Genomic DNA, 18,441 nt, shown 5'->3' with positions numbered 1-18,441 from the left:
ACCCCGACGGCGCCCCCCGTGCCCCGCACATGATGCGGCCGGGTGGGGCGCCCCTCCGCTCAAGGGGAACCCCACCCGGCCGGGGGGTGCGCGCCGCCCCCGTCCCCACGGTGCGGCGCGAACAGGTCACCGTCCAGTCATCCCGTGGACGGCGGCCTGAGTATCAGGTGAGGCCCAGTGCCGGCAGCACGGCGGCCTCCACGAAACGGACGAGGTAGTCGGGGTCGGCGTCCTCGCCCTCCAGCACGGGACGCGCCCGCAGCACGCCGAAGATCTGCGCGGGAACGTACTCCAGCGCCGGATGGTCGGCGGCGACCTCCCCGCGCTGGACCCCGCGCCTCAGGATCTGCCTCAGCGCCTCGATCTCGGGGTCGATGAGTGCCTCACGCAGGGCGCATTTGAGTTCCGGGTCCTCCATCACGGCGTGCCCGAGCGCCTGGAAGAGTCGCGTGTCCTTGGCCGACCACGCCCCCGCGGCCCGCGCGGCCTCGCGCAGGTCGTCGGCGAGCGTGCCGGTGTCGATGCCGTCGAAGCGCGTGAGCCGGCTGGAGCGCAGGGCCGCCGCCACGAACTGGGGCTTGGTCCCCCACTGCCGGTAGAGCGTGGACTTGCTGCACCGCGTGCTGGCGGCGACGCCCTCCATGGTGACGGCGTCGTAGCCGCAGGCGCGGATCTGTTCGAGCACGGCGTCGAAGAACTCCCGCTCACGCTCGGGCGTGATCTTGGAGCGGCGCGAGGCGGCGACCGTCTCCGGTCCGTCCGCGGCCTGCGACGTCATGGCTCTTCTCCTCGCTCGGGTGGGGCGGCCTCGCGGGGTGGCGGAGGCCGCGTTTCCAGTGTGTCGCACGTCTATCGATACGCCACTGTACCGGAACGCACCCGTATCGGTACAGTGGCGTATCGGTACAGTGGCGTTTCGGTACGTCCGCGTACCGATGAGCTCGCCGAGCCCCAGGAGTCATGACTCGACAGCTCAGCCCAGCACCACCAAGCACCACCCACCGTCAGCGAAAGGGCCGGGGGAATGAATGCCCGCACCGAGCCTGCCCGGGCGGAGACCGACGCGATAGCGCGGCCTCCGCTCGTCCGGGAGCTCCTGCTTGTCGCAGGGCTCTTCCTCGTCTACAAGTTCGGCCGGCAGCTCGCCACGGGCCACACCGGCGAGGCCTTCCACAACGCGGACCGCGTGTGGGACCTGGAACGAACCGTCCACCTGCCCGGCGAGGGCTCGGTGCAGAACCTGCTGCTGCACGGCGACACGCTCATACACCTCGCGAACACCTACTACGCGACCGTCCACTTCCCGGCCACGGCGGCCTTCCTGATCTGGCTCTACCTGCGGCGCCCCGCACACTACGTCCGGTCCCGCCGCGTTCTCGCCGTCGTCACCGCCGCCGCCCTGGTGGTGCATCTGACGTTCCCGCTCGCCCCGCCGCGCATGGTGGCCGCGACCGGCCTGCTCGACACCGGGCAGGTGTACGGCCCCTCCGTGTACGGCTCGCCCGAGACCGACCACCTCTCCAACCAGTTCGCGGCGATGCCGTCGCTGCACTTCGGCTGGGCGCTGATGGTGGCGATCGGCCTGATCGTGGCGACCCGGTCGCGGTGGCGGTGGCTGTGGCTGCTGCACCCGCTGGTGACCCTGTTGGTCATCGTGGGCACGGCCAACCACTACTGGCTCGACGCGGTCGTGGCGACCGCCATGCTCGGCATCGCGCTCGCGGTGACACAGCTGCCGCAGCGCGCGGCGACGACGGCCGGGCGCGGCGCAGGCATGCTCGTGCCGGCGCCCCGCACCGAGGAAGCCGCCGACGACGACGCCGTACTCGTGGGGGCGGGCCGATGAACGCCACCGTCCTCGCCGTCGTCCTGTCGCTGTTCTCCGCCGTCGCCTACGCCGCAGCGGCCGTGGCCCAGGAGCGGCTGGCCTCCCGCGCGGCGGGGTCGGGTCTGCTGCGGCTGCTGGGCTCCGGCGCCTGGTGGGGGTCGGTCCTGCTCAACGGCTCCGGCGCGCTGCTGCACGTCGTGGCCCTCAAGTACGGTCCGCTCACCCTGGTGCAGCCGCTGGGTGCGCTCACCCTCGTGGCCGCGGTGCCGCTGGGCGCGCGCCTCGCCGGGCGGCGGGTCAGCGCGGTCGAGTGGCGCGGTACTGCGCTGACGCTCGCAGGCCTGGGCGCGATCCTCGTCACAGCGTCCGGGCCCGCGCCCGACGACGTACTGAGCACGTCCGAGGCACTGGCGGTCGCTGCGGTGACCGTGGCGCTGATCGGCATGCTGTCGCGCCCGGGCGCCCGGCCGGGGCTGCGGCACGCGACCGCGTCCGGCTTCGCCTCCGGGGTGGCCTCGGCGCTCACGCAGACGGTGACGGTGGCCGCGACGGACCACTCGGCCCCGCTGCTCAGCCTTCAGGTGGTCGGGGTGGCGTTGCTGGTCGCGGCCCTTGCGGCAAGCGGGCTGCTGTTGTCGCAGACCGCCTACCGGGGCGGCCTCGGCGCCCCGCTCGCGGTGGTGACGCTGGCCAATCCGATGGCGGCCGCGGTCATCGGGCTGGTCCTGCTCGGCGAGCGCCTGCAGGGCGGCGCGGCGGGCATCCTGCTCGCGCTGGCCGGAGCGGGACTGGCGTCCTGCGGTGTGGTGCTGCTGAGCCGGGCGACGCCCCACCCCGCTTCCCCGGCGCCCGCCACGCCCGACCCCGCTGCCGACGACGACCACCCCGTCGCCGCCGTGCTGGCCCTGGAGGCCGAGAGGTCGGCGGCACAGGCACCGGCGCCGGCGCCCGAGTCGCCTGCCCCGGAACCGGCGTTGGTGCCCCGGCAACCGGAACCGGGGCACCTCGCAGCACACTGAGCGGGACTGCGATCCGGACTAGTCCGTGATGATCGCCGGGTCGCTCACGCCCGGCCGCCCGTTCTCGACGTGCCCGGCGAAGCGCCGCAGGAACTTCGGGTCGGCGTCGGTGGTGACGGTCAGGTCGTACCAGCGCCGGCTGCCCTGCAGGTCGACCGTGCGGCGCGCGGTGTCGCCGGGCCGTACCGTCACCGTCGCGGGGCGGCCGCCGTACCCGTTGGCGATCTTCAGGCGAACGCTCGTCGTTGCCTTGTTGCTGAAGGTCAGCTCGATGTCGTCGCCCTTGTGCCGGGCGGTGACCTCGGGACCGGCCGTCTTGTTCGAGCCCTTGAAGTAGCGCACGAAACCGTTGGGGCCGTGCACGGTCAGGTCGTACGAGCCGTTCGAGTACGCCGAGTTCCAGGTGTCCGCGATGCTCTTGCCGGCCTCGGTGGTGTACATCCAGGGGCCGTCGGTGCGGTTGCCGGAAGTGATGTGGAAGGCGGCACCGGCCTTGGCTCCGGAGGCGAAGGACAGTGTGAACGTGCCGGCCGCCGCGTCGACGGAACCGTCCACGTGCGGGGCGTACTTGAGCGGGCGGGCCCGACGCAGACCGCGCTCCTGCTTCGGCATGTCCGGGTCGGCCGGCGGCGTCGGCTTGTAGTCCGGGTGACGCTCGCGGTCCGGCGGCTCGTACTCGTCCGTCTCCGGCAGCGCGGCGGGGCGGCTGTCCTTGCAGGAGAAGTCGAAGGCCGAGGTCAGGTCGCCGCAGATGGCCCGGCGCCAGGGGGAGATGTTGGTCTCCTTGACGCCGAAGCGGCGCTCCATGAACTGCAGGATCGAGGTGTGGTCGAGGGTCTCGGAGCAGACGTAGCCGCCCTTGCTCCACGGCGAGACGACCAGCATCGGCACCCGCGGGCCGAGGCCGTAGGGACCTGCCGGACGCTTGCTGTCGCCCTTGTAGAGGTCGAGCGAGACGTCGACCGTGGACTTGCCCTGGGAGGCGTCCTTCGGCGGCAGCGGCGGCACGACGTGGTCGAAGAAGCCGTCGTTCTCGTCGAAGGTGATGAACAGGGCCGTCTTCGACCAGACCTCCGGGTTGGAGGTGAGGGCGTCCAGGACCTGGGCGATGTACCAGGCGCCGTAGTTCGAGGGCCAGTTGGAGTGCTCGGAGAAGGCCTCGGGCGCCGCGATCCAGGAGATCTTCGGCAGCTTGCCGGCCTTGACGTCGGCCTTGAGCCGGTCGAAGTAGCCGTCGCCGTTCTTGACGTCGGTGCCGGTGCGGGCCTTGTCGTACCAGGGGTCGCCGGGCTGGGCGCCCCGGTACTTGTTGAAGTACAGCAGGGAGTTGTCGCCGTAGTTGCCGCGGTAGGCGTCCTCGATCCAGCCCCAGGAGCCGGCCGCGTCCAGGCCGTCGCCGATGTCCTGGTAGATCTTCCAGGAGATACCGGCCTGCTCCAGGCGCTCGGGGTAGGTGGTCCACCCGTAGCCGAGCTCGTCGTTGCCGAGGACCGGGCCGCCGCCGGTGCCGTCGTTGCCCGTGTAGCCCGTCCACATGTAGTAGCGGTTCGGGTCGGTCGAGCCGATGAACGAGCAGTGGTAGGCGTCGCAGACCGTGAAGGAGTCGGCGAGGGCGTAGTGGAAGGGGATGTCCTCACGGGTCAGGTACGCCATCGTCGTGGTGCCCTTGGCGGGGATCCACTTGTCGTACTTGCCGCCGTTGTAGGCCTGCTGGCCGTCGGTCCAGCCGTGCGGGAGGCCTTCCAGGAACTGCATGCCGAGGTCGTCGGCGTCCGGGTGGAACGGCAGGATGTCCTTGGTGCCGTTCGACTGGTGCCAGATCGACTTGCCGTTGTCGTGGGCCACCGGACGCGGGTCGCCGAAGCCGCGCACACCGCGCAGCGCGCCGAAGTAGTGGTCGAAGGAACGGTTCTCCTGCATCAGGACGACGATGTGCTCGACATCCTCGATCGACCCGGTGCGGTGGTTCGCCGGGATCGCGGCGGCCCGCTGGATGCTGCTCGAGAGAGCCGTGAACGCCGTGGTCGCGCCCGCGAGTTGAAGGAATCTGCGGCGATTGACTTCGGGCATGGGTGAGGGACCTCTTCCCATAGGGGGTGATTTGACCGGACGGCATGTGACGGAATGCGCGCGGAAGGAGTGTTCCAGGAGCACCAAACGTCAGGGAAGGGTCCGGTGGCGCTCGTGTGAAAGTCGCGGGTACGTGAGGTGTGCCGGGACCGGGACGCGGGGATGGTCGCGATCATGACAGAGACGACGCGCACGGTATCCCCGCCGACGAAACGGCCCGTACGCCAGCTCCTCGCCGCCTCCGTCGGCAACGCCGTGGAGTGGTACGACTGGTACGCCTACACGTTCCTCGCCACCTACATCGCGGCCGAGGTCTTCCCCAAGAGCGCGGACAGCTCCCTGGTGCCGCTGCTGTCGACGTTCGCGGTCTTCGCGGTGGGCTTCTTCATGCGGCCGGTGGGCGGGCTGGTGATGGGTGCGATCGCCGACCGCCGCGGGCGGCGCGCCGCGCTGACGGTCACCATCCTCCTGATGGGCGGCAGCAGCCTGCTGGTCGGCCTGACCCCGACCTACGAGACGGCAGGCGTCCTCGCTCCGGTGATCCTGGTCCTCGCCCGCCTCCTCCAGGGCCTGTCCGTGGGCGGCGAGTTCGCGGCGTCGACGACCTTCCTGGTGGAGTCGGCGGGACCGGGCCGCCGCGGGCTGTTCTCCAGCTTCCAGTACGTGTCGACGACGGCCGGGCAACTCGTGGCCTCGGGCATCGCGACGCTGCTGGTGGACACCCTGAGCGACGGGCAGATGAACGGCTGGGGCTGGCGGGTGCCGTTCGTCCTCGGTGCCGTGCTGAGCCTGGTCGGATTCTGGATCCGGCAGGGCGCCCAGGAGACGAGGAGCGCCGAGCAGCAACAGGCCCCGCGCCCCGCCCTGTTCGAGGCGCTGCGCCGCCACCCCCGCCAGTCCCTGCTGATCTGCGGGATCACCGCGGGCGGCACGATCGCGTACTACACATGGACCTCGTACCTGCCGACGTACGCCGAACTCAACGCGGGCATCGAGAAGTCCGACGCGCTGCTGGCGGGCACGATCTCGCTCGCCTTCTTCGCCCTGCTCCAGCCCCTCGGCGGCCTCCTCTCCGACCGCTTCGGCCGCCGTCCCCTGCTCCTCTTCTTCGGCCTGGGCTTCGCCCTCCTCACGGTCCCGCTGCTGCACGCCCTGCGCGACTCGTTCGCGGTGCTGCTGCTCGTGCAGTGCGCGGGCATGGTGCTGCTGACCGGGTTCACGTCGATCAGCGCGGCCGTGAACGCCGAGGTGTTTCCGCCCCGGGTGCGGGCGGCGGGCATCGGGTTCCCGTACTCACTGACGGTCGCGATGTTCGGCGGTACGGCGCCGTACGTCGGCACGCTGTTCAAGGAGCTGGGGCACGCGGACCTGTTCCCCTGGTACGTCGCCGCCCTGTGCCTCGGCTCGTCGCTCGTGTACCTGCGCCTTCCGGAGACGGCTCACAAGCCTCTGGAGCGCTGAGCCCCCGGCATGCACCCGAGTGTTCCACGCCGCCGCGAAGGACGCGGCGTACGCGCAGCCCGTCGGTGTGACCCGGGTCCCTGGCTGTGGTGAGGTGGGGATCATGACGACGAGTGACGCGATCGTGGTGCCCGGGCTGTACGTCGGCTACCCCGAGGTGGCCTTCGGCGGCTACGTCGCCGGTGTGCTGGCGGAGCGGTCCGGGGCGCGGACGGTACGGGTGGACTTCCGTGGGCCGGTGCCGGTCGAGATGCCCGTGCGGATCGCCGAAACGGCCGACGGTGGCGTGGAGTTGGGCGAGGCCGACCGGCCCCTCGCCGCGGCACGCCCCGCCGAGCTGCCGGTCGACGCGCCGGCCGCGCCCGCGTGGGACGAGGCGGCCGCCGCGGCCGAGAGGTTCCGGGCGGCGCCGCCGTCGGGTGTGGTCGACTGCTTCGGCTGCGGCCTGCGTACCGCCGAGCGCGGTCTGCGGGTGCACGGCACACCGGTGCCGGACCTCGGCCTGGTGGCCTCCGCCTGGACCCCGTCCCCCGCCTTCGCCGACCCGGACGGCCGGCTCCCGGCCCCGCTGGTCTGGGGCGCCCTGGACTGCCCGGGACACTGGGCGGGCCGCTTCCTCGGCACCCTGCGCCCAGGAGCGGTCACCGCGGCGCTCACGGGCACGGTTCTGCGGCCGGTCGCCGTCGGGGAGCCGTACATCTCGTACGCGTGGCTGCGGTCGGAGTCCGGACGCAAGCACACCATGGGCGTGGCACTCGCGACGGCCGGGGGAGAACTGTGCGCCGTCTCCGAGGCGTTGTGGATCGACCCGAAGCCCGCCCCTTGAACCGCCGCCGCGCGAGCTCGTCGTCCCGTGGCGTGCGAGGCGGAGGTGGCGCATGGTGGAGGTAGGGAGCGGGTCCCCCCTGCGTTCCGCGGGCTGCGGGGCGGTCCGGCGCGCCCGGCTCCCGGACAGGCGGGAGGAGGACTGCCATGGTGCGTGTCACAGGCCCACTGCTCTACGGGGCCGCCGCCGGGGCCGCGGGGACGACGGCGCTCAACGTGGTCTCCTACGGCGACATGGTCCTGCGGGGCCGGCCGGCCAGTTCGACACCCGAGACGACCGTACGCAAGCTGGCGCAGAAGCTTCATCTGCGCATCCCGGGCGAGGGTGAGGCCCAGGAGAACCGCACCACGGCTCTCGGCGCGCTGACCGGCCTGGCTGCCGGGACCGGTATGGGCGTGGTGCTGGGACTGGGGCATGCGGCCGGTTGGCGTCCGGCCCGACCTACCCAGTACGCGGTGGCCGTGGTGGGGGCGTTGGTGGCCACCAACGGGCCCATGACCGTACTGGGGGTGACCGATCCGCGGACCTGGGCCGCGACCGACTGGGCTGCCGACATCGTTCCCCACCTCGCCTACGCGGTGGTGACGGTGAGCGTGTTCAACCGGCTACTCGGCCGACCGCCGACCGCAGCCCGGGGCAGGAGGACGTCACATCATGGCCGACACGGTTGCTGACCTCATCGTTTCCATGCTCAAGGCGTCCGGCGTGCGACGGGTCTACGGCCTGCCCGGCGACTCCCTCAACGGCTTCACCGACGCTCTGCGCCGTGACGGCACCATCGCGTGGGGACATGTCCGGCACGAAGAGGCCGCCGCCTTCGCCGCCGCTGCCGAGGCAGGCGTGACGGGGCGCCTGGCGGTCGCGGCGGGCAGTTGCGGGCCGGGCAACCTGCACCTGATCAACGGGCTGTTCGACGCGCAGCGCAGCCGGGTGCCGGTGCTCGCAGTGGCCGCGCAGATTCCCCAGGAGCAGATCGGCAGCGAGTACTTCCAGGAGACACATCCGCAGCTGCTGTTCCGTGAGTGCAGTGTGTACTGCGAACTGGCGAGCATGCCGGAACAGGTGCCCTGGCTCCTGGGGATGGCTGTGCGCGCCGCCCTCGAACGCAGCGGAGTGGCGGTGCTGGTCGTCCCCGGCGAACTGTTCCTGGCGGCGGCGCCCGACAAGCCCGCTCAGCACCCGGTGCTCAAGACGTCGTCCCACGTCCGTCCGGACGACGCCGCACTGGCCCGAGCGGCGCAGGTCCTCAACGCGGCCGACCGCGTGACGATCCTCGCCGGAGCCGGCTGCGAAGGGGCGCACGACGAGGCCGTGGCACTGGCCGAGGCGCTGCAGGCGCCCATGGTGCACTCGCTGCGGGGCAAGGAGTTCCTGGAGTACGACAACCCCTACGACGTCGGACTGACCGGGTTGATCGGCTACAGCTCGGGCTACCGGGCGATGGAGCACTGCGATGCGCTGCTGATGCTGGGCACCGACTTCCCCTACCGCTCGTTCTATCCGCGCAAGGCGTCCGTCGTGCAGGTCGACGTGCGGGGTGAGCACATCGGCCGCCGTACGCCGGTGGAGGTACCTCTGGTCGGAACCGTCAAGGACACCGCCCAGGCGCTGCTTCCGCTGCTCGAACGCCGAGGTGACGACAGCTTCCTGAAGACGATGACCGGCCACTACCAGCGGGTGCGCTCCCGCCTGGACCGGCTGGCCGAGGCCAAGCCCACCGACTCCCCGCTGCATCCGCAGTACGTCGCCGCCACCGTCGACCGGCTGGCGGCCCGCGACGCGGCCTTCACGGCCGACGTCGGCACACCCACCGTATGGGCGGCGCGCTACCTGCGTATGAACGGGGCGCGGCGGCTCATCGGCTCCTTCAACCACGGCTCGATGGCCAATGCTCTGCCCCACGCGATCGGGATTCAGGCCAGCCAGCCGGGCCGCCAGGTGATCGCGCTCTCGGGCGACGGCGGCCTGGCGATGCTGCTGGGCGAGCTGAGCACACTGCGGCAGCTGGACCTCCCGGTGAAGGTCGTCCTCTTCAACAACTCGGCGCTGGGTTTCGTCGAGTTGGAGATGAAGGCCGCAGGCGTCGTCACCTACGGCACCGGTCTGGAGAATCCTGACTTCAGCGCCCTGGCCCGCGCAGCCGGCCTGCACGCGTCCCGCGTCCAGCGCGCGGACGAGTTGGAGGAGGCGTTGCGGGAGGCCTTCGCACACGACGGCCCCGCACTGGTGGACGTCCACACGGAGCGTCAGGAACTCTCGCTGCCTCCCAAACTCACACTTGAGCAGATCAAGGGCTTCACGCTGTTCGCCACCCGCACCGTGCTGTCCGGGCGCGGTGACGAGGTCCTTGAGCTCACCAGGACCAATCTGCGCCAGCTCAGCCTTGAGTAGGGGTTGCGGGGACGGTCGTCCCCGCCCTCCGTCCCTGCCCTTCCGTCTGACAGAAGTCGCCTTGCGCGGCGGTCGCAGCCGTCACGACCCTGATGCCAACCACGGCACGCGGGGCGACGGCGCCTCGCCGACAGGGACGGGAACCCCATGCCTCACACCACCGCCTTCGCCAGGAACCAGTGGTACGTCGCCGCCTACAGCCACGAGGTCGGACGCGAGCTCCTCGGTCGGACCATCCTCGGAGAAACCCTCGTGCTCTACCGCACGCGGGAGGAGGGGACCCCGGTCGTCCTGCACGACCGGTGTGTGCATCGCCGCTACCCGCTGTCCGAGGCGCCGACCCGGCTCGACGGTGACCGGATCGTGTGCGGGTACCACGGGTTCACGTACGACACCACCGGGACGTGTGTGTATGTGCCGGGACAGAAACGCGTTCCGCGCACGGCGCGTGTCGCCTCGTACCCGGTGGTCGAGCAGGACTCGCTGATCTGGGTGTGGATCGGTGACCCGGCGCTCGCCGACCCGCAGAGCATCCCGCGGGCCAGGCACCTCGACTCCCCCGGCTGGGTCACCGTGCGCGGCATGGAGCCGATCGACTGCGACTACGGCCTGTTGGTCGACAACCTCCTCGACCTCTCCCACGAGACCTATCTCCACGGCGGCTACATCGGCACCCCCGAGGTCGCCGAGACGCCGATCACCACGGAGGTCGACGAGGGCGCCGGGATCGTCCGGGTGAGCCGGCACATGGACGACGCCGAGTGCCCGCCGTTCTACGCCAGGTCGACCGGTATAGCGGGCCGGATCACGCGCTGGCAGGACATCGAGTACCACGCCCCCTGCCTGTATCTGCTGCACAGCCGCATCGCCCCGGTCGGCGTACTGCCCGAGGCGGACGGCAGCGACCCTGACGGCTTCCACACCGAGATCACGTACGCCATCACGCCGTCCGGCGACGGCAAGGTGTACGACTTCTGGGCGGTCTCGCGGGACTGGGCGACGGACGACGCCGGGGTCACCGAGTTCCTGCGCGGCAACAACCACACCGTCGTCATGCAGGACGTCACCGCCCTCAACCTGCTCCAGCAGACCCTCGGCACCGAGCGCCACGGCTACCAGGAGCTGAGCATCAACATCGACACCGGTGGCCTGGCGGCCCGCCGTATCCTCGCCCGGCTGGTCGAGGAGGGCGTGAAGCCGATGGAGACGGAGAAGGTCCGGTGAGCGGTCCCACCGGCGAGATCTACCGCATCGACTGGCTGCCGGGCACCGACGTCCTGCACGGCACCTGTCACTGCGGACGCGAGCACACCGCGCAGGATCCGGTGGAGATGTGGGAGTGGATGCTCGCCCACCCCCAGGGACACCAGCTCCAGGGACACGAGCCGCGAGGAACCAGTTCATGACTGACGTGTACGAAGCCGAACTCGTCGTCGACCGCCGGGAGTTCGCGGCCGAAGGCGTCCTCGCCCTCACCCTGCGCCACCCGCTGGGCGAGCAGCTCCCCGCCTGGGAGCCGGGCGCGCACATCGACGTCGTGCTGGGGCCGGAGCTGGAACGCCAGTACTCACTCTGCAGCGATCCGGCCGATCGCACGGCCTGGCGGATCGCCGTGCTGCGCGAGCCGGACGCGCGACGGGGGTCCCCCCGGCCGAAGGCTGGGGGAGGATCCGCCCATGTGCACGAGCAGGTGGGGCAGGGGGACAAGGTACGGGTGCGCGGGCCGCGCAATCACTTCCGGCTGGAGCCCGCTCCCCGCTACCTCTTCATCGCCGGCGGCATCGGCATCACCCCGATCCTGCCGATGCTGGCCGCGGCCGAGGCGGCGGGGGCCGAGTGGACGTTGTTGTACGGCGGGCGCACCCGTCGATCCATGGCGTTCGCCGAGGAGTTGCGGCCCTACGGCGAACGGGTGACCGTCGCTCCGCAGGACGAGTGCGGGCTCCTGGACCTCGCGGTGCTCGACGCCGTCGCGACCGGCACCCTCGTCTACTGCTGCGGCCCCGGTCCCCTGCTGGACGCCGTGGAGGCGCGGTGCCCCTCCGGGGTGCTGCGTGTCGAGCGGTTCCAGGCGAAGGAGCAACCGGTCGGCGAGGACGGGGAGTTCGACGTCGAGCTGGCGCAGAGCGGCCTGACGCTCACCGTCGCGCCGGGCGTGTCCGTGCTCGACACCGTACGTGCCGCCGGTGTCGAGGTGCTCTTCTCCTGCACCGAGGGCACCTGCGGTACCTGTGAGACCGACGTCCTCGACGGCACTCCCGACCACCGGGACTCCGTGCTCACGCGGGAGGAGCAGGAGAGCGGCGAGACGATGATGATCTGTGTGTCCCGCTGCCGGGGGAAGCGGCTCGTCCTGGATCTGTGATGCTGAGGTCGGCCTCGATCCCGGCGACGGTCGCCAGCAGATGCGGCAGCAGGTCGCTGCGCACGGAGTCGATCGAGTTGCGCCCGGCGTGCACGGCGATGTTGACGGCCGCGACCACCTCGCCGTCCCGGTCCCGCACCGGGGCGGCGAGCGACCTGAGCCCCTCCTCCAGCTCCTGGTCGACTACGGCGTAGCCCTGCCGGCGCACGCGGCCCAGTTCCGCGCGCAGGGCGTCCGGCGAGGTGATCGTGCGCGCGGTCAGGGGCTTCAACTCGGCTTGCTCCAGACGGAGTTCGACCTCCTCGTCCGGCAGATGGGCGAGGATCACCCGGCCCACGGACGTCACGTACGCAGGGAAGCGGGTCCCGACCGTGATCGACGCCGTCATGATGCGACGGGTCGGCACCCGCGCCACGTACACGATGTCGTCGCCGTCCAGGACGCACAGCGATGACGACTCCCGTACCCGTGCCACGAGTTGCTCGAGATGCGGCTCGGCGATCTGGGGCAGCGTGTAGCTGGAGAGGTAGGAGTAGCCGAGTTCCAGCACGCGCGGGGTGAGGCGGAAGAGCCTGCCGTCCTGGTGGACGTAACCGAGGTCGGCGAGGGTCAGCAGCAGCCGGCGGGCGGCGGCGCGGGTCAGATCGCAGGTGTGGGCGACCTCGCTGAGCGTGCGGGCGGGGTGGTCGGCGTCGAAGCAGCGGATGACGGCGAGGCCGCGCTCGAAGGACTTCACGAAGTGTGGTGCGCGGTCGGCCGGAAGCATCGCCACCTCCAATAGTGTCAACAATGTTGTCGGCGACGCTCCCGTGCCGACCTGCCCCGCCCCGTCAATTGCCTTGTCTCCGTTGAGACTTCTACCTTCCCGCAGGGCGTTCCCGCGCACTACTGTGCGCCTTGCGCACAACCTGTCGGAACACCGCTGCACCGTTGTCTGTACAGGAGGAGCCATGCGTCGTCTGTCGGCCGGTCTCACCGCCGGCGCCCTGTTGCTCGTCGCGACGGCCTGTGGCTCGTCCGACGACGGTTCGTCGGACGCGGGCGCGTCGTCCGGCGGCGTCACCACCGTCAAGCTCGGAGTCATCCCGATCGTCGATGTCGCGCCGCTGTATCTCGGCCAGCAGAAGGGGCTGTTCGAAAAACACGGCCTCAAGCTGGAGTTCACCACCGCGCAGGGCGGCGCGGCGATCGTCCCCGGCGTGGCCAGCGGGCAGTTCCAGTTCGGGTTCAGCAACGTGACGTCCCTGATGGTCGCCCAGACCAACGGCGTCCCCGTGAAGGCCGTCGCCAACGGCATCGCGTCGACCGGTGTGCGGGGCAAGGACTTCAACGGCCTCATGGTCAAGAAGGACAGCCCCGTCAACTCGGCGAAGGAGTTGGAGGGCAAGAAGGTCGCCATCAACACCCTGAAGAACATCAACGAGACCGCGGTGCGGCAGGCGGTGCGCGAGGCGGGCGGCGACCCGGACAAGGTGAACCTCGTCGAGATGCCCTTCGACCAGATGCCCGCCGCTCTCGACCAGGGCCAGATCGACGCCGCTTGCGTGGTCGAGCCGGCGACCGCCACCATCAGGAGCCAGGGCGGCCGTGAGATCGCCTCGCCCCTGATCGACGTCGCGCCGGAGCTCACCGTCGCGATGTACTTCACCTCCACGCAGTACGCGCAGCAGAACCCGGACGTGGTCAAGAGGTTCCAGGACGCCACCGCCGAGTCCCTCGCCTACGCGGAGGCCCACCCGGACGAGGCGCGGCAGATCGTCACGACATACACGAAGATTCCGGCGTCGGTGCTGGACCAGGTGATCCTGCCGAAGTGGCCGGCCGAGCCGAACCGCCCCTCCATCGAGGCCCTCATGAAGCTCGGCGAGGAGGACGGCCTGTTCAAGAAGACGCCCGACCTGGACGCTCTCCTGCCGTGAAGGGCGTGAACGTCGCACTCGGTGCGGCCGGCCTCGCGGCCTTCCTCGCCCTGGGCGAGGCGGTGCCGCGGCTCGGTCTGGTCAAGGAGGCCTACTTCCCGCCGACCAGCCGCATCGCGGCGGCGCTCGCGGACGAGGTCACCGACTCGGCCTTCTGGAGTGCCCTCGGCGACACGCTCACCGGCTGGGCGCTGGGCCTGGCGATCGCGTCCTGCGCGGGCATCGTGGTGGGCGTGGTCGTCTCGGTCGTGCCGTACCTGCGCGAGGTGACGGCCTCCACGATCGAGTTCCTGCGCCCGATCCCGTCGGTGGCCCTGATCCCGCTCGCGGTGCTGCTGTACGGCACCGAACTGCGCTCGGTGCTCCTGCTCGTCGTCTACGCCTCGTTCTGGCAGGTGCTGATCCAGGTCCTGTACGGCGTCCAGGACGTCGACCCCGTCGCCGACGAGACGGCGCGGTCGTACGGCCTCGGGACCTGGGCGCGGATCCGGCATGTGCTGTGGCCGACCGCGCTGCCCTACGTCATGACCGGCGTGCGGCTGGCGGCGGCCGTCGCGCTGATCCTTGCCATCACCGCCGAACTCGTCATCGGCGCACCGGGGTTGGGCAAGCTCATCGGGGTGGCACAGGCTTCGCAGGCCGTGCCCGAGATGTACGCGCTGATCGTGGTGACCGGGCTGCTCGGGCTGCTGATCAACGTGGGCGCGCGGACGGTGGAGCGGCGGGCGCTGGCCTGGCATCAGTCGGTGCGCGGGGAGGTGGCGGTGTGACGCGCGTGCTGCTGCGGCTGGTGTTCGTGTGCGCGCTGCCGGCCGTGCTGGTCACGGTCTGGTGGGTGGCGTCGGCCGGCAGCAAGGACGTGTACTGGCCTCCCCTGCGGACGATCCTGGAGGCCTTCCCGGACGTGTGGACGGCGGAGCGGCTGCGCGAGGACATCCTGCCCAGCGTGCTGCGGCTGACGGGCGGTTACGCGTTGGCGGCCTTCGTGGGCGTCGCCCTCGGTACCGTCATCGGCTCCTACCGGCGGGTGCGGGCGGTGTGCGAGCCGGTTTTGGAGTTCCTGCGGGCGGTGCCGCCGCCGGTGCTGGTGCCGGTCATCATGCTGTTCGCGGGCATCGGCGACACCATGAAGGTCACGGTGATCGCGAGCGGCTGCGTGTGGCCGGTCCTGCTCAACACGGTCGAGGGTGTGCGGGCGGTGGACCCGGTGCTGGCGGAGACGGCACGGTCGTACGGCATCACGGGCGTGGCGCGGCTGCGGAAGGTGGTCCTGCGCTCGGCCAGCCCGCAGATCTTCGCGGGCCTGCGCCAGGCCCTGTCCATCGGCATCATCCTCATGGTGATCAGTGAGATGTTCGCCGCCAGCAACGGGCTCGGCTTCACCATCGTCCAGTTCCAGCGCGGTTTCGCGATCCCGGACATGTGGACCGGCATCCTCGTGCTCGGCCTGCTCGGCTTTGTGCTGTCGGTCGCCTTCCAGTTGGTCGAGCGGCGGGTGCTCGGCTGGTACCACGGTCTGCGCGCCTCGGCCCGGCGGTCGCCGTGAACCTCGTGAAAGGGCGGTCCATGCACGCGCTTCTTGCCGTATCCGGCCTGCGCAAGGTCTACGAGGGGTCGGGGCGGCGGGTGGAGGCGGTCCGCGACCTCACCTTCACCGTCGACGCCGGCGAACTGGTGTGTCTGGTCGGCCCGTCGGGCTGCGGCAAGACGACGCTGCTGAAGTGCATCGGCGGGCTGCTCACGCCGACGGCCGGTGAGGTGCTCCTGGAGCAGCGGAAGGTGACCGGGCCGCCGCCCGGGATGGCGTTCGTGTTCCAGGAGTACGGGCGCAGCCTCTTCCCTTGGATGCGGGTCGGCGAGAACGTCGAACTACCCTTGAAACAGAAGGACTTGAGCAAGCCGCGACGGCGGGAGCTGGTGCGGGACGCGCTGGAGTCGGTCGGGCTGGCGGATGCCGTCCAGGCCTATCCGTGGCAGCTGTCCGGCGGTATGCAGCAGCGGGTCGCCATCGCCCGGGCGCTGGCCCACGAGCCCCGTGTGCTGCTGATGGACGAGCCGTTCGCGGCGGTGGACGCGCAGACGCGGGCCGATCTGGAGGACCTGGTCCGGGGGCTGTGGCGGGAGCGCGGCATCACGATCCTGTTCGTCACCCATGACATCGACGAGGCCGTGTACCTGGGCGAGCGGGTCCTCGTCCTGTCCGCGTCCCCCACCGTCGTCCAGGAGCAGCTGAAAGTCGATCTGCCCGCCGAGCGCGACCAGTTGCACACACGGGTGGATCCGCGCTTCGCCGAGCTGCGTACGCATGTGTACGAGCAGATCCAGGCGGCGAAGCGCGGGACACCTCAGGACGTGGCGCATGACGCGGTCAGGACAGATACGCCTCCACCTCGCTGAACTGGGCGGCGGGCCACCCCGTGTTGGCGGTGACGTGCAGCCGCAGGTGGCGCAGGTTCGTGCCGCCCGGCAGGGAGACGGTGACCGTGTTGCCGGTCGCCGGGTCGAAGCGGTAGTCCTTCGCCGCGACCACGGTCGAGTACGTCGAGCCGTCCGCGCTGCCCTGCACCGACAGCGTCTGGGTTCGGGCCTGCCAGGCCGACTGCGGCGGCAGCTTCAGCACCAGCCGGCGGACGGCCTCCGTGGCGCCGAGGTCGACCGTCCAGGACTGCGGGAAGGCGTTGTTGGCGGACTCCCAGTAGCTGTTCGCGTCACCGTCGGCCGCCCTGCCGGGCGTGTAGACATCCTGCGACCCGGTGGCCGAGGCCGGGCGGCCCTTGGCGAGGTTGCGGGCCGGGTCGGGGTCGGGGTTGCCCTGGCCGGGCTGCGGCCAGGTCGAGCAGTCGGACCAGGTGCTGCTCCAGCCGGAGTTGCCGCCGCCGTCGGTGAGGGTGAAGGTGCCGGAGCCGGACGGGTAGGGGCAGTTGTAGATGCCCGCGGCGCCCACGCCGGAGGCCGTGACGTTGCGGAAGGCGGCGGCTCCCGGGGTCTCGGCCTGGACGACGACCGTGCCCGTGTTGCGCACGGTCGCGCCCTCGACGGTGATGTTCTTGGCCGCGAAGCCACGCCCGCTGCCCGAGACGAACTCGAAGGCGCTGTACGGGCTGTCGGTGATGGTCGTGTCGGTGATCCGGACGTTCGCCTCGATGGCGCTGTCGTAGGAGTCGACGCGCAGGGCGCCCATGGGGTGGTTCCAGTTGGGGTTCATCGCGCCCGTGCGGACCAGCGTGTTGCCGTCGACGGTGATCGTGCCGGCCAGCGGGTGGAAGGGGTCCAGGAACTTCTGGTTGGAGATCGCGATACCGCTGCCCAGGGCGTTGGTGTCGGAGATCAGGTTGTCCTTGACGGTGATGTCGGTGCCGCCGTAGATCGCGATGCCGTTGGCGAGGTTCGGCTGGGTGATCGTGTTGTTCTCGAAGCTGCTGTCGGTGTCCGGCGCGTACAGCGACCACATGGCGAGCGCGTCGTCGCCCTGGTTGCGCAGGAAGTTGTGCCGGACGCGGACGCCGCGGGCGTTGCCGTTGAGGTTGAGTCCGTCGGCGGTCATGTCGAGGAAGCGATTGTTCTCGACGACGAGGTTGTCGTTGTTGCCCATCAGCCAGAGGCCGACCTTGAGGTGCTGGAGCCACATGCCGGAGACGGAACTCCCCGGGCCCAGCGAGCCGTTGACGAAGTTGTCGGGGTTGGAGTCGACCCGCTCGGTGACCTCGCCGATCACCGCGAAGTCCTTGATGCGGACCTTCCCGGAGGAGCTGGACTGGTCGATGAAGCGGGAGCTGCGCACGATCGAGTGCCAGTGCCCGGCGCCCTGGAGGGTCACGTTCTGCACACCGTTCAGGGAGGAGGTCAGCCGGTACTCGCCCGGCGGGATCCACACCACCCCGCCCTGCGCGGCGGCGATGGCCTCGCGGAAGGCCTGGGTCGAGTCGCCCTGGCCACTGGGGTCGGCGCCCTTGGAGGTGACGGACACCGATCCGGCGGGCTGCCCCGTCGGCGCCGCGGCCTGCTCGAAGTCGGCGACGTCGACGGTCACTTGGGTGCCCGTCGCCTGGAAGGCCACCTTGTCGCCCGCCTGCACGTTCTGGCCGAGCAGCAGACGGGCGTTGTCGTAGAAGTGGTGCGTCCTGGCGCCCGGGATCCAGCCGGTGTCGACGTAGGAGTACTTGGCGGTGACCGCGAGGGTCTTCGCGTTCTTCTGGCCGTTGACGTACACGTCCAGGGTGCCGGACTGGCCGTCGGGGACGCTGTAGGCGACGTTCACGGCGTTGGCGGCCCGCGGGACCGTGAACTCGACACGCTGTCCGGCGGTGAGGCGTACGGCCTGGCGTCCGGACGCCTCGGAGGCGAGGGTGCCCTGCGTGTAGTCGGGGCCGATCTTCGCGCCGGTCGTGGTGGCCGACTCGGCCTCGACGGAGGTGAAGGGGAGTGTCGCGCCGGACGCGGCCTGGGCGGCGGGGGCCATCGCGGTGAGCAGACCGCCGGCGAGGGCGACGACCATGGCGGCCGACGCTGCTGTCATGGGCCTGACAGATCTGTTCGTGTGCTGCTGCATGTGCTGATCCCTT

General features: G+C 70.8%; 17 protein-coding genes. 13 read left to right on the top strand and 4 right to left on the bottom strand.

All coding sequences use genetic code 11. From position 1 onward, the window contains the following. Nucleotides 1–163: 163 nt before the first annotated feature. The gene (locus AB5J55_RS36365; protein ID WP_362381875.1) at nt 164–778 is read right to left on the bottom strand and encodes a TetR/AcrR family transcriptional regulator; all 615 of its coding nucleotides are present in this window, start codon (nt 776–778) and stop codon (nt 164–166) included. Between the two features lie 246 nt (nt 779–1,024). On the opposite strand from AB5J55_RS36365, the gene AB5J55_RS36360 reads away from it, so the two are divergent. Then, entirely contained in the window at nt 1,025–1,846 is an 822-nt protein-coding gene (locus AB5J55_RS36360; RefSeq protein ID WP_369274692.1) for a phosphatase PAP2 family protein, read from the top strand. Further along, the gene (locus AB5J55_RS36355; RefSeq protein WP_369274691.1) at nt 1,843–2,847 is read left to right on the top strand and encodes a DMT family transporter; all 1,005 of its coding nucleotides are present in this window, start codon (nt 1,843–1,845) and stop codon (nt 2,845–2,847) included. Before AB5J55_RS36360 ends, AB5J55_RS36355 begins: the two co-directional genes overlap by 4 nt. Nucleotides 2,848–2,865: 18 nt before the next feature. Here the strand turns inward: AB5J55_RS36355 and AB5J55_RS36350 are convergent, their stop codons facing one another. Then, nucleotides 2,866–4,917 (bottom strand): phosphocholine-specific phospholipase C, encoded by a 2,052-nt coding sequence (locus tag AB5J55_RS36350; RefSeq protein ID WP_369274690.1) that lies wholly within the window; start codon nt 4,915–4,917, stop codon nt 2,866–2,868. Nucleotides 4,918–5,079: 162 nt separating this feature from the next. Between AB5J55_RS36350 and AB5J55_RS36345 the strand changes: the two genes are divergently transcribed. The 7 genes from AB5J55_RS36345 (at nt 5,080) to AB5J55_RS36315 (ending at nt 11,960) form a co-directional block, all read left to right on the top strand. Beyond that, complete coding sequence (locus AB5J55_RS36345; RefSeq protein WP_369274689.1) at nt 5,080–6,378, top strand: MFS transporter; 1,299 nt, start codon at nt 5,080–5,082, stop codon at nt 6,376–6,378. A 103-nt stretch (nt 6,379–6,481) separates the two neighbouring features. Further along, complete coding sequence (locus AB5J55_RS36340; RefSeq protein ID WP_369274688.1) at nt 6,482–7,204, top strand: hotdog fold domain-containing protein; 723 nt, start codon at nt 6,482–6,484, stop codon at nt 7,202–7,204. A gap of 146 nt (nt 7,205–7,350) precedes the next feature. Beyond that, nucleotides 7,351–7,878, top strand: a complete 528-nt coding sequence (locus tag AB5J55_RS36335) for a hypothetical protein (RefSeq protein WP_369274687.1) — start codon at nt 7,351–7,353, stop codon at nt 7,876–7,878. Next, a complete protein-coding gene (poxB, locus tag AB5J55_RS36330) occupies nt 7,859–9,595 on the top strand; it encodes a ubiquinone-dependent pyruvate dehydrogenase (RefSeq protein WP_369274686.1) in 1,737 nt (578 codons plus the stop codon). Before AB5J55_RS36335 ends, poxB begins: the two co-directional genes overlap by 20 nt. 147 nt (nt 9,596–9,742) lie before the next feature. Further along, nucleotides 9,743–10,819, top strand: a complete 1,077-nt coding sequence (locus tag AB5J55_RS36325; protein WP_369274685.1) for a Rieske 2Fe-2S domain-containing protein — start codon at nt 9,743–9,745, stop codon at nt 10,817–10,819. Then, complete coding sequence (locus AB5J55_RS36320) at nt 10,816–11,001, top strand: hypothetical protein (protein WP_369274684.1); 186 nt, start codon at nt 10,816–10,818, stop codon at nt 10,999–11,001. Before AB5J55_RS36325 ends, AB5J55_RS36320 begins: the two co-directional genes overlap by 4 nt. Beyond that, nucleotides 10,998–11,960 (top strand): 2Fe-2S iron-sulfur cluster-binding protein, encoded by a 963-nt coding sequence (locus AB5J55_RS36315; protein ID WP_369274683.1) that lies wholly within the window; start codon nt 10,998–11,000, stop codon nt 11,958–11,960. The genes AB5J55_RS36320 and AB5J55_RS36315 overlap by 4 nt, the downstream gene beginning before the upstream one ends. Here AB5J55_RS36315 and AB5J55_RS36310 read toward each other — a convergent pair. Next, a complete protein-coding gene (locus AB5J55_RS36310) occupies nt 11,875–12,726 on the bottom strand; it encodes an IclR family transcriptional regulator C-terminal domain-containing protein (RefSeq protein WP_369276386.1) in 852 nt (283 codons plus the stop codon). The two genes, AB5J55_RS36315 and AB5J55_RS36310, sit on opposite strands and share 86 nt — an antisense overlap. Nucleotides 12,727–12,910: 184 nt before the next feature. Between AB5J55_RS36310 and AB5J55_RS36305 the strand changes: the two genes are divergently transcribed. From AB5J55_RS36305 to AB5J55_RS36290, 4 genes are read left to right on the top strand one after another with little or no spacing between them, the layout of a single operon-like run. After that, on the top strand, nt 12,911–13,879 hold the full coding sequence (locus AB5J55_RS36305; protein ID WP_369274682.1) for an ABC transporter substrate-binding protein: 969 nt from the start codon (nt 12,911–12,913) through the stop codon (nt 13,877–13,879). Beyond that, nucleotides 13,876–14,649 carry an ABC transporter permease gene (locus AB5J55_RS36300; RefSeq protein ID WP_369274681.1) on the top strand — a complete coding sequence of 258 codons (774 nt, stop codon included), beginning with the start codon at nt 13,876–13,878 and terminating at the stop codon, nt 14,647–14,649. The genes AB5J55_RS36305 and AB5J55_RS36300 overlap by 4 nt, the downstream gene beginning before the upstream one ends. Continuing rightward, nucleotides 14,646–15,425: an ABC transporter permease gene (locus tag AB5J55_RS36295; RefSeq protein WP_369274680.1), complete on the top strand. Its 780-nt coding sequence runs from the start codon at nt 14,646–14,648 to the stop codon at nt 15,423–15,425. Before AB5J55_RS36300 ends, AB5J55_RS36295 begins: the two co-directional genes overlap by 4 nt. Nucleotides 15,426–15,445: 20 nt before the next feature. After that, nucleotides 15,446–16,276 (top strand): ABC transporter ATP-binding protein, encoded by an 831-nt coding sequence (locus AB5J55_RS36290; RefSeq protein ID WP_369274679.1) that lies wholly within the window; start codon nt 15,446–15,448, stop codon nt 16,274–16,276. Here AB5J55_RS36290 and AB5J55_RS36285 read toward each other — a convergent pair. Beyond that, nucleotides 16,248–18,395: a discoidin domain-containing protein gene (locus AB5J55_RS36285; protein WP_369274678.1), complete on the bottom strand. Its 2,148-nt coding sequence runs from the start codon at nt 18,393–18,395 to the stop codon at nt 16,248–16,250. The two genes, AB5J55_RS36290 and AB5J55_RS36285, sit on opposite strands and share 29 nt — an antisense overlap. Nucleotides 18,396–18,441: the final 46 nt, after the last annotated feature.

Origin of the sequence: Streptomyces sp. R11, assembly GCF_041051905.1 — a bacterium.
GTDB lineage: Bacteria > Actinomycetota > Actinomycetes > Streptomycetales > Streptomycetaceae > Streptomyces.
Note: the sequence above shows the minus strand (reverse complement) of the source record. Positions and strands in the feature narration are given on the sequence as shown.

Coding starts and splice junctions, on each gene's coding strand:
- AB5J55_RS36365 (WP_362381875.1), bottom strand. CDS start 778: ATGACGTCGCAGGCCGCGGACGGACCGGAGACGGTCGCCGCCTCGCGC.
- AB5J55_RS36360 (WP_369274692.1), top strand. CDS start 1,025: ATGAATGCCCGCACCGAGCCTGCCCGGGCGGAGACCGACGCGATAGCG.
- AB5J55_RS36355 (WP_369274691.1), top strand. CDS start 1,843: ATGAACGCCACCGTCCTCGCCGTCGTCCTGTCGCTGTTCTCCGCCGTC.
- AB5J55_RS36350 (WP_369274690.1), bottom strand. CDS start 4,917: ATGCCCGAAGTCAATCGCCGCAGATTCCTTCAACTCGCGGGCGCGACC.
- AB5J55_RS36345 (WP_369274689.1), top strand. CDS start 5,080: ATGGTCGCGATCATGACAGAGACGACGCGCACGGTATCCCCGCCGACG.
- AB5J55_RS36340 (WP_369274688.1), top strand. CDS start 6,482: ATGACGACGAGTGACGCGATCGTGGTGCCCGGGCTGTACGTCGGCTAC.
- AB5J55_RS36335 (WP_369274687.1), top strand. CDS start 7,351: ATGGTGCGTGTCACAGGCCCACTGCTCTACGGGGCCGCCGCCGGGGCC.
- poxB (WP_369274686.1), top strand. CDS start 7,859: ATGGCCGACACGGTTGCTGACCTCATCGTTTCCATGCTCAAGGCGTCC.
- AB5J55_RS36325 (WP_369274685.1), top strand. CDS start 9,743: ATGCCTCACACCACCGCCTTCGCCAGGAACCAGTGGTACGTCGCCGCC.
- AB5J55_RS36315 (WP_369274683.1), top strand. CDS start 10,998: ATGACTGACGTGTACGAAGCCGAACTCGTCGTCGACCGCCGGGAGTTC.
- AB5J55_RS36310 (WP_369276386.1), bottom strand. CDS start 12,726: ATGCTTCCGGCCGACCGCGCACCACACTTCGTGAAGTCCTTCGAGCGC.
- AB5J55_RS36305 (WP_369274682.1), top strand. CDS start 12,911: ATGCGTCGTCTGTCGGCCGGTCTCACCGCCGGCGCCCTGTTGCTCGTC.
- AB5J55_RS36290 (WP_369274679.1), top strand. CDS start 15,446: ATGCACGCGCTTCTTGCCGTATCCGGCCTGCGCAAGGTCTACGAGGGG.
- AB5J55_RS36285 (WP_369274678.1), bottom strand. CDS start 18,395: ATGACAGCAGCGTCGGCCGCCATGGTCGTCGCCCTCGCCGGCGGTCTG.